Origin of the sequence: Microcoleus sp. BM001215392 (assembly GCF_036700185.1) — a bacterium.
Classification (GTDB): Bacteria; Cyanobacteriota; Cyanobacteriia; order Cyanobacteriales; family Microcoleaceae; genus Microcoleus.
The window spans coordinates 1-10,622 of sequence record NZ_JAUBOJ010000266.1 but is presented as its reverse complement, the minus strand read 5'-3'; the positions used below and the strand labels follow the sequence as shown (position 1 = coordinate 10,622).

At 47.5% G+C, this 10,622-nt stretch carries 8 protein-coding genes; 5 read left to right on the top strand and 3 right to left on the bottom strand.

Translation table 11 applies throughout. The features are described 5' to 3' along the window. Nucleotides 1–4,757: FG-GAP-like repeat-containing protein (locus QT974_RS23585; protein ID WP_333470850.1), on the bottom strand; the 4,757-nt coding region annotated here is incomplete at its 3' end. A 43-nt stretch (nt 4,758–4,800) separates the two neighbouring features. Here QT974_RS23585 and QT974_RS23580 point away from each other — a divergent pair. The 4 genes from QT974_RS23580 (at nt 4,801) to QT974_RS23565 (ending at nt 7,507) form a co-directional block, all read left to right on the top strand. Continuing rightward, nucleotides 4,801–4,983 carry a hypothetical protein gene (locus tag QT974_RS23580; RefSeq protein WP_333470849.1) on the top strand — a complete coding sequence of 61 codons (183 nt, stop codon included), beginning with the start codon at nt 4,801–4,803 and terminating at the stop codon, nt 4,981–4,983. Nucleotides 4,984–5,189: 206 nt separating this feature from the next. Further along, nucleotides 5,190–5,546: a hypothetical protein gene (locus tag QT974_RS23575; protein WP_333470848.1), complete on the top strand. Its 357-nt coding sequence runs from the start codon at nt 5,190–5,192 to the stop codon at nt 5,544–5,546. A 629-nt stretch (nt 5,547–6,175) separates the two neighbouring features. Continuing rightward, the gene (gene surE, locus QT974_RS23570; protein ID WP_333470847.1) at nt 6,176–6,982 is read left to right on the top strand and encodes a 5'/3'-nucleotidase SurE; all 807 of its coding nucleotides are present in this window, start codon (nt 6,176–6,178) and stop codon (nt 6,980–6,982) included. 126 nt (nt 6,983–7,108) lie between these two features. Next, the gene (locus tag QT974_RS23565; protein WP_333470846.1) at nt 7,109–7,507 is read left to right on the top strand and encodes a hypothetical protein; all 399 of its coding nucleotides are present in this window, start codon (nt 7,109–7,111) and stop codon (nt 7,505–7,507) included. A 373-nt stretch (nt 7,508–7,880) separates the two neighbouring features. On the opposite strand, the gene QT974_RS23560 is transcribed toward QT974_RS23565, so the two are convergent. Beyond that, entirely contained in the window at nt 7,881–9,092 is a 1,212-nt protein-coding gene (locus QT974_RS23560) for an LL-diaminopimelate aminotransferase (protein WP_333470845.1), read from the bottom strand. 258 nt (nt 9,093–9,350) lie between these two features. Further along, complete coding sequence (locus tag QT974_RS23555; protein WP_333470844.1) at nt 9,351–9,674, bottom strand: thioredoxin family protein; 324 nt, start codon at nt 9,672–9,674, stop codon at nt 9,351–9,353. A 144-nt stretch (nt 9,675–9,818) separates the two neighbouring features. Between QT974_RS23555 and QT974_RS23550 the strand changes: the two genes are divergently transcribed. Next, nucleotides 9,819–10,568, top strand: a complete 750-nt coding sequence (locus tag QT974_RS23550) for a lipoate--protein ligase family protein (protein WP_333470843.1) — start codon at nt 9,819–9,821, stop codon at nt 10,566–10,568. Nucleotides 10,569–10,622: the final 54 nt, after the last annotated feature.

The window sequence follows — 10,622 nt, the reverse complement described above, 5'->3', positions numbered from 1 at the left end:
ATATTATACTCAGACTCGCTACGGTTCCCCTTCTCATCAATTACCGCCGTCTGATTTCCATCACCATCATACTCAAACTGCTGCGTTGCTTCCTCAGAAGTCCCCTTAGCAAACGTCGTCTTCTTCAACCGATTCATCGCATCATATTCATACTCAGTGCGACGATTATTCTCATCAATTACCGCCGACTGATTGCCCGCAGAATCGTATTCAAATTGCTGCACAGCTTCATCAACAGTCCCCTTAGCAACAGTAATCTTAACCAACTGGTCTTGAGCATTATAATCGTAATCTGTCACCCGTCCGTTGGGGTCAGTTTCAATGTCAATTAGATTCTTGTTTGTGTAAGTATAGCTAGTAACCACATCATCAGTGCCGCCAACAGCACCCACCACCTGCGTCATCTTTCTGCGATTCCCAGTAATTGGGTCAATTTCGTAGAGGGTTTGGCGGCCTAATTCATCAGTTTCGCTGGCTACTTGATTGAAAACTGGGTCATAAGTATAACTCCGCTTTTTATTACCGCCTCCATCAGCTTGCAGAGTAGTATTGAGCCGAATAGACACATTATTACTCTGGTTATTAACACTTACTAAATCCAAGTCTCCGTCCAAATCCAAGTCGCGTAAAGCTGTAGCTACAGGTTGAGAACCAAGTGCTACATTTTCCTTCAGCGTTAGACCACCTGTACCATTATTTAATAACACAGAAGCCTGATTAGCGCTACCAGAAACACTAACAACCACATCTAAGTCACTATCGCCGTCCACATCACCCAACACCACCGATAAGGGATTAAGATTGCCAACCGAGTAATTAATGGGAGTACCAAAATTTCCATTACCATCACCAAATAACACCGAAACATTTTGACTTGAAGAATTAGCGGTGATGATGTCTGAGTTGCCATCCCCATTTAAATCTCCTACAGCCACCGATTCAGGACGAGAACCTACAGGAAAATCTTTTCGCGTACCAAAACTGCCATTTCCATTCCCCGGGAACACAGATACATTGTTGCTGAAACGATTGGCTGTGACGACATCAAAGCTGAGGTCTTGATTGAGTCTTCCTACAGCTATCGAATGAGGGTCACTCGCAGTATTGTAATCAGTTCTCGTACCGAAACTGCTACCACTGCTACCCAACAATACCGACATTTGCCCGCTACTACCATAACCAGAACCAGAAATAACTATATCCAAATCACCATCGGCATTTAAGTCCTTAAGTTCTAGTGCTTCGGCACCAATATTAGCAGGCATGGTAATGTCATTGCGGGTAAAAGACCCGCTTCCATTGTTCGTAAGTATCGACAAACTGGTACTAAACGATAAAAAGTTCCCAGTCACGATATCCAAGTCACCATCGCCATCTAAATCTCCAAGGGCTATGGAAGCAGGATATGACCCCATTGCCACATCAGTTTTGACACCAAATGTACCGTCACCATTTCCCGACAAGATTGATATATTGTTACTCAAAAGATTGGCAGTAATCATGTCTGGTTTGCCGTCACCGTTGACATCTCCTATTGCTACAGAAGTAGGAGATGACCCCACTTGACTTTCAGTCCCAGCAGCAAATATGTTGCTGTTATTATTGCCAGTTGAACCTGTTTGACCTGTACCGGAAAGCGAATCTGAAATACTTTTGACATTTCCCTTAGCATCGTACTCATAGGAAGTAACATTTCCCCGCGCGTCGGTTCTTTTCGTCACCAACAAATTCTGATTCCGCTCAAAACTAGGTTTCAATCCTCCACCATCTTTTGCTGAAACAACTTGCCCGGTTTGGTCGAGAATCTGAGTAATTACGCCACCACTACCATCAGCATAACTCGCTTCTACCGCACCTAAAGGTTTAGCTACAGGCGCATTCAAAGGATTAGTTGTATCCTCCTGCCGGTAAAGTCCTTGCACCTGTACCGGTGCCACTTGTAACTGAGAACCGTCCTTGCGAATTCCCCCTGTTGCCCTACCTGCAAAGTCGTATGATGTTTGTTCGGAAAATCCCCGTTTGTCTATTTCTTTGGTAATGTGGCGCTGCGTGTCATAACTGAAAGTCCGCGCTTTAGTATCGGGGTCAACAATATGCAGCAGGTTGCCAGAATTATCGTATTCTAACTGTGTCAACCGTCCTGCTGGGTCTTCTATTTGACTTACTTTGCCGTTGGCATAGGTCAACTTGGTAATCAACCCTGCTACGTCGATGATTTGGGACAACTCACCGGATGAATTGTAAATATATTTGGTTTCGTTGCCGTTGGCTTCTTTGACTGAAACCAGGCGCTTGCCTGCATTGAAACTGTAAATAGTTTGGTCTTTTAAGGTGCGGCGAAACGTGCCGTCTGTTAGTTTCTCTAATTTGGAAAAATCTCCTGGAGGAGATACGTACCCGGACCCTGCTAGTGTGGATTTGTCGAATACTAATTCGCTGCCGTCACCGTCAATTAACAAGACTGAAGAGTCGGCATTTTCTACTAATTCCTGCCATCCTGCTATTCCCCAACCGCTGCCGAAAGGACTGTTAATTGTGTTGACTGAAACTAACTTATCCTTCGTGTCGGTTGATGAACCGGCAAAAATAGTACCTGTAAATCGGCGGATGCCGCTGTTAATTGTGTAGTCGTATTGACCTGAAGGCAAGGCACTCATATCGACTTGCAATGCGGCGTCAATTGTACCTCCATTGTTTGGCATTGACCAGAAGTGTTCGCCTCCGGTTAAACTATATTGGTTGCCGGAGTATCCGGGTATTTGATACTGGAATTTGCCTGCATCTACTGTTAATTTGGCGACTAATTTTTGGGCTGTATCGGCGGGGGCGTTATTGTAGCCGAAGTGGACTATGGGTCTGGGGTCGGCTCTGAGAGAATCGTAGGTTAAAGTTAAGCTGCGGCTTTCTCCCATTGATTGGTAGGGCACGAGGTTGTGGGTTTCGATGACTGCGCCGGAGTGCATTTCTACTTCGGAGGTTAAGCCGCCTTTGGCCTTACATTCGTTACACTTATCTTTGGGGTTGCGGGGGTCTTGACTGGGGTCTTTGGGCGCTGGTGCGGGTGGGGCGAAGAAGTGCCAACTGCTGTTGCGGATGCCGCCGGAAATGGTTTCTATGGTACTCCCGTCCGCAGTGACTTTTCCCACTCCTACGTTGTCGAAGAAGCCTGTGGTGGGGTTAATTGACCACAAGTCCATCGTTGTACCCGCTGCGTATCCGGCGCGATTGGGTAAGGAGAGGGGTGCTGGGGTGGTAAACACCATATCCCCGGGCTGGATGGTGACTACTAAGTCGGTGTGCAGGTTGGGCGGTAGGGCGGCGGGGGTTAATTCTGTGGGAACTTGGGTGATGCTGAGGTTTTCGGTGTAGGGGTTGCCTTCGCTGTCTTTGAGGGAACCGGCTTTGACGAATACTGATGCTTTGGGGATGGCTGCGGTGGTGACGGTGGTGTCGGCGGCTGGGTTGATGGTTTTGCTGTTGGCGGTGTCGATGGGCGGCAGGTAAATTGGACGGGAGATGACGTTGTTAACGTTGGGGTAAGCTTCGTGTCCTAATAATAGGGGCAGTTTTTCGGCAATGTAGGGATAGTTGTCTTCGCCGGTAATGCCGTCGCCGTAAATTTGCAGGGTATTTGGCGGTACTATTTCGGGAATTCCTAATGCTGCTAAATAGGGAAATTCCAATCGCTTAATTTCAAAAGAACCGTCGGCTGCTGTTACAGCCCGGATGTCGCCGAGTCCTACCAAAACTCCTGCTAGGGGTTCTTGTTTGGTGTTTTTAATTATTCCCGAAATGCGGGTGCGGCCGACAGTGGAAGGGGTAATGTTAACTGTGACTGGTTTTGATGTTTCTAATACTCCGTCGCTGGCGACTACTGTAAAGTTGTAGGTTCCTATTTCTTCGGGAGTGGGGGCAATTTCTAGGGTGCCGTTGCTGGAGATTTTGCCTGTGGGTAAGGGAGTGGACGATTTGATGCTAAAGCTAATGGGGTCGCCGTCAGCATCGGTGGCGCTGAGGGGCAGTTTGAAGGTTTCTCCGACTTTAACCTCGATGGTTTGAATTGCTGCTAGGTTTGGGGCTTGATTTGCCCCGCTGGCAACGGCGGTAGCAATTAGGGAAAATTTCTGAAAGTTGGGGTTGTTGATGACTAATTCTACAGCGCTTGAAGTTGCTCCAGTCTTCAATCCTCCAGCGGGAATTGCACCGCGCAAGTTGATGTAGGGTTTGCCGTTGCTGTCGGTGCCGTCGGGGTTTTGCAGGGTGATTCCTGCTGGTAAATCGGGGAAAATTACTGCTACGTTGCGGCTGACTGGGCTGCCTGTATTTTGTACCTGTACTGATGCTTTGTAGTTGCCGGTGGCGGGGTCGAATTGTGCTTGGGTGAAGTTTACTTTTAAGTCGGGGGCTGCTGTGAGGTTTTCGGTATTGAGGCTGCCGCTGCTGGTGGTTTTGTTCTGGACTGGCAGAAAGACTGGGCTGGCGCTACCTTCTTCATCGATGGTGTTGGTGAGGTTTTTGACTTCTGCGGTACTGCCGGTGTCGGTGTCGCTGTCGGTTAATCTGAACAGCAGATTGCCGCTGCTGTTGTTTTTCAAACTGCTTAAATCGATTTCTACAATGTCGCCAGTGTACCGCACGAGTCCGGGTAGGAATTCGGCTTTGCTGCCGGCTAGGGAAAATAGCGGTGTTCCGGACGTTCCCCCGTCGAGTAGGGTTTGGTTGGGATTGCTTGAGGAAACAAGGTAAATTTGGAACAAGTCTTCGATTGCTGAAGTTGTATCTGTTTTGTCGAAGTCGGCTTTGAGTTGGAAGCGCAGGGTGCGACTACCTGTGGTTTGTCCTAGCTGTATGGGTACTAGGGCTTGGACGAGTTTGCTGTTGCGTTCGGCTAGGAGTACGGTGTCTGTTGATGTTGCGGCCCAACCTGTACTGCCATTCGGGACGATGGTGAAGTTGTTGGTGACTTGGAAGTTGATGTTTTGAGATGTTTGGTTGCCGGCGATATCTGTTGCTTCGATGAGGGCGGTGTGGCTGCCGATATCTAGCGGTTCGGGCTGGAGAATTTGGTCGAACTGTCCGCTGCTTTCTGTGTTTAGGGTGTTTTTGCTGCTGCCATCAACTGAGTATTCTAGGTTGGACAGATTTGTCGTGGTGTCGGTTGTGGTACCGATAAGTCGGATTGTAGTGCTGTGGTTGCCTCCGGGAATTGGCGTCAGCAGGGTGGTTTGGGGGGCGGCGGTGTCGAGGGTAAAGTTGAGGTTGAAGGTTTCGGATGTGTTGCCGTTGTTGTCGGTGGCTATGAGGCGGAGGGTGTGATTGCCGTCTTTGAGGGGGTTGCGGCGGATGGTTTCGAGTTGGGTGCGGCTGAGGGTGAAGCAGTTGCAACTATTGATGAGAGAGGTGATGTCGGTGAATTCGCTGGCGGGGGTGTCGTCGAAACCGGCGCGGAAGCTGGCAATGCTGCTGTCGTCGAAGGTGATGCTACCGCCGATCGCAGGATCGGATGTGATACGATCGCCATCAAATATTCCTGTGTCGTTGGTTAAGTTAGCTGCGATAATCGGCGGTGTCGTATCGCTAGGAAGTTGGCTGCTAGCGCGAATCCCTGGTATTGCTAATTTTTCGCCGGTTAAGATGTCCCTGCTTGCGGCTGCGGAAAGTAATGTATTTGTGCCTGGACTTAAGAATTGCGATGGTATTAAAAATTGTTCAAAACTCTTGCCAACTTCATTGTTTTGTGGGGTAAAATTTTTGACTGCGGATGCGTGAAATTCGGGGGGGGGGTAATGCTTTGAGAAGTGTCCGCCGTCCTACTTGATTTTAATAAGGTCAGAGACGTTAATGAATTAATTGCCGTTAATTCCGAATTAATTTCAAATGGCTTGGTTAGAGGCAATAAAAAATTTTGAAAATCTTTCATGTGTTCTCACTTTTATTATTCAACGAAATTGCAATTAAAAATTTAACTGACTTATAATAATCAGCAGTATGTCATTGCTAGTGCATTGCTGTGTAAACCTGCAATATTTTTTAACAAACCCAGCATTAAAACGATCTTGCGGAATCACAACCAACTTAAAAAATTTGCTAGACAAGAGTTAACGGGACTTAAATATTGAGCGATCGCCCTACAGTAATCTAGTTTAGTATTGTTCTCAGGCCTACAAAAATTTGAATGAAACTTTTAATTAGCAACGACGACGGCATCTTTGCCCAAGGCATCCGCAGCCTCGCCAACGCACTCGCCGCCGCGGGCCACTCTGTGAGTGTAGTTTGTCCCGACAGAGAGCGCTCCGCTACCGGGCACGGCCTGACGCTGCACCAACCCATCCGCGCCGAAATTGTCGAATCTATCTTTGACCCCGCAGTCACAGCTTGGGCTTGTTCGGGCACTCCCGCCGACTGCGTGAAATTAGCTTTGTGGGCTTTACTTGACAAACCGCCGGATTTTGTACTTGCTGGCATCAACCACGGGCCGAATTTGGGCACGGACATTATCTGTTCGGGCACGGTTTCGGCGGCGATGGAAGGAATTATGGAAGGCATTCCCAGTATTGCTTTTAGCCTCGCCAGCTATACTTCGCAGGAATTTGGGCCAGCCGTAGATTTCGCTGTCAGCTTGCTGTCACAGTTGGAAAAACAGCCAACACCCAAACCGATGCTGTTGAATGTCAACATACCAGCAGTCTCACAGGCAGAAATTACCGGAGTTGCGATCGCCCGTCAAGGCATTCGCCGCTATTTCGACATATTTCAAAAGCGCACCGATCCCCGCGGCAAAACTTATTATTGGCTAGCTGGGGAATTGTTAGAAGATGTAGAAGAAATGCCCGATCCGGCTGTGCAGCATGATATTCCTACAGATGTACAGGCTATTGGCGACAACAAGATAACCGTTACTCCGCTGCAATACAATCTCACCTGTACTCCCGACTTGCACTCGTTGGGGGACTGGAAATTTCAAGGTTTTCCCAAGCAGTGAGATCCGATCGACCCGATTCGAGCGGTAAACTAGGAATTAAGGATAAAGTGCTGCTTCAGGCATATGCCCTAGGCGTTAACGCAGGCTCTCTATTGGTTGTTGGTTTTTTACTCAAGAAAAGCAGTTATGAACGCTCCCACCTATAACACTCATTCTGTCACTTGCCCGATTTGCCACCGTTCCAGCGTCGTGGGCCCAGTCGGAATGGTCAGCGGACTATTCACCTGTCCCCACTGCCATTCTCATATGGTAATTAGCTGGAGCGGTCATTTTGTCCGCGATCCTTTTACTCTCAAACAACTGACGGTGGGAAAGATGCTCAGGCGCGAGAGCAGGCCGTTAGCTCGCCTTCAGCGCGACTTTGGGCTGGGTAAGTATTTCCCGCTGGTGGCGATTTTGGGAAGCGCGGTATTTTTGGGATGCGCGATCGCCGCTACAGAACAATCGCTGCCCCGACAGAATTCATTTCAAGGGTTTGTAGAGTGGGTGAGCGGAACTGGCAATTCCCAAGATCCTTCGCGTTAACAATTCTCAACATAAACTCTGACAGATATTCCGTGGAAATATCTATTCCTTTAGGTAGAGATAACGATAGAAGACTTACCGATTCCGACTTCTGGAAACCGGGTTTTTACCGTTTTCATGGGCTGTAACAAAGTTTTTTTGTGAAAAACCCGGTTTCTGATTAGGTGTGCCTAAGTTCTAGCAGTTTCAACTTATACCAATTCCCAGAAGTAGGGCTACTTTTAAGAATTGGTAATTTTTCGTTTGTTTGATCGACTTATTGCATAAATCTTGGATTGATAAATCAACCGCAGATATAGGGAGATAAACGCAGATAAACGCAGATAATTTCAAGAGAGGAGAGTGCATGAATGCAATCTTTGTAATTGAGAAATTAATTGAGAAATTCCGCAATTTTCCTCACTGCTGTTTCCAAAATTTCTGGCGGCTCGACTAAGGCAAATCGCACGTAGCCTTCTCCAGATTTCCCGAAACCGGCGCCGGGGGAAGCTGCGACTCCTGTACTCTGTACGAGCTGAGTGCAAAATTTCACCGAATCCGAGGCCCAAGGTAGCGGCAGTTTCGCCCAGACATACATGGTGGCAGGGGGTACGGGTACTTCCCAGCCGATCGCCCCCAGCGCATTTACAAAGGCATCCCGCCGTTTTCTGAAGGTTTCGACGCTGGTGGTGACGGTATCTTGGGGGCCTGTTAATGCTGCACTCGCTCCGTTCAAAATCCCTAGATATTGGTTGAAGTCTACTGCTGCTTTGACTTGTCGCAGGGCTGCAATTAGTTCGGGATTGCCGATCGCGTATCCGACTCGAAAACCTCCCATGCTGTAGGATTTGGATAGGGTAAAAAACTCGATCGCCACACTCTTATCTCGATCGGCTTGAAAAATCGACGGCGCCATCAATTTACGGTTTTCCTCGGTTTGGGCGGCCTCAAGTGGAGAATTGCGATCGTCAAACACCAAATCCACATAGGGGAAATCGTGAACTAAAACGAGTTCGTGTTGGCGACAAAAAGCCACAGCTTTCTCAAAAAATGCCAGCGGGGCGATCGCAGTTGTAGGATTGTGAGGATAGCTCAAAACCATCATCTTCGACTGAGCCAAAACGGGCATCGGAATATCTTCAAATACTGGCAAAAACTGATTTTCTGCTAATAATGGCATCGGGTAAATTTGACCGCCCGCCAAATAGACACCGCCCGCGTGGGAAGGATAGCCCGGATCGAGCAGCAAAGCAAAATCTCCCGGGTTGAGCACAGCTAAAGGCATATGCGCCGTGCCTTCTTGGGAACCAATTAACGGCAGCACTTCTGTTTCTGGATTGACCCAAATCCCGAATTTTCGTTCGTACCACAAAGCTGCGGCTTCTCGGAAAGAGCGCGTGCCGTTAAACAGTAAATAGCCGTGGGTGCTAGGATCGGATAGCGAATGGGCGATCGCATCTGTAATGTGAGCAGCCGCAGGCAAATCGGAAGAACCCAGAGACAAGTCGATCACATTTTGTCCGGCGGCTCTGGCGAGAGATTTTGCCCGATCCATATCGGCAAATACATTAAATTTTAGGGGTTGTAAACGTTTGGCAAATTGCATATGGGCTACCAGTATTTTTGTGAATTGTGAATTATATTATTTTTGTGTTCGGTAAAATAAAGACGATCGAACCTATTTGGAAAATTTTGTTTTCCTAGGGTTAAATATTATTAATTATTACCAATTGAGCGGCGACAATTTGTAGATTCAGATTGAAGGATTCAGAGTTATAATTTATTAGTTATAAATTAATAAATTAACTTATAACTAAAATTATATAACTCAAATTTATACATTCAAAACTCAACACTCAAAACTTTATAAGTGACCTTCTAGCAAACCGAGCAATGTTTGTTTGGTAATAGCTCCTTCGTGGGAAAGGACTACTTCGCCATTTTTAAACAGTCTGAGTGCTGGGACTCCTTCTACTTTATACTGTTTGACAGTATTGGGATTGGGGTCAATTTCCATTTTAACTACTTTCAAGTCGCTGTTGTTGGCAGCCACCCAGTCGATCGAAGGCGCGATGAGTTTGCAAGGCCCGCACCAAGATGCCCAAAAATAGGCAAGGACTGGTTGCTCTGCTTTCAGAACTTCTGTTTCAAATTTTTCGTCGTTGATGACAATTACACTGTTGCTCATGATTTTTCGATGATTTTTCCTGATTATTTATAAAGCACGGGCGGGCTTGAAACTTGCACCAAATTAAAAGACAGGCACAAAAACTGTTACTAATTTTAAAACATCCTGCGAACTTATTGAGTATAAACTCAGGAATGGGGGCTAATGGCTAATTCTGTTTGGCGTTTAATTCCGCTGCTGTCGGCGTCTGGTAAGGTGCAGGTCGCGATCGACCAATGGCTGCTACAACAGCATCTAGCGGGGAAAAATCCGCCAACTCTGCGATTTTACACTTGGGTACCGGCGGCGATTTCCTTGGGCTACCACCAGCAGCGCTGGCCGGAATTTTGGCAGCAGCTATCTTGGGAGGGACAGCCTGTGGAGTTGGTGAGGAGGCCCAGCGGCGGGCGCGCCGTACTCCACCAAGGGGATTTAACTTATGCCGTTGTGGCGTCGGGATTTGACAGCAGCCGCATCAAAGTTTATCACACTATATGCGAGTTTTTGATTGAGGGTTGGCGGGCGATCGGTGTGGATTTGCACTACGGGGAAGCTGGGCGCGGTTACATTCACAATCCCAATTGTTTTGGTACGGCGACTGGTGCGGATTTGGTTACTGTTGATGGCTACAAGTTAATTGGTAGCGCACAATTGCGCCGGGGCGATGCGATTTTGCAGCACGGTTCGATGCGTTTACAGCCGGATATTGGTTTGTTTTCTCAGGTTTTTGGGGAGGAATTAATTCCTGTAAAATTACCTCTATCTGAAGGGGGAGATGATTTGATTGCGACTGTAATTGATGCTTTGAGTGTGGCGGCTTGTCGCTGTTTTGATATTGATTTGGAGGTGCGGCCGCTTTTGGATCGGGAATGGGAGGAGATTTGGGAGTTGACTAGAAAAACCTCTATTTTGTAGATAAACGATCGGGGCGATCGCCAATTTTGCTGATTCTACCATTTGAGATTTGTT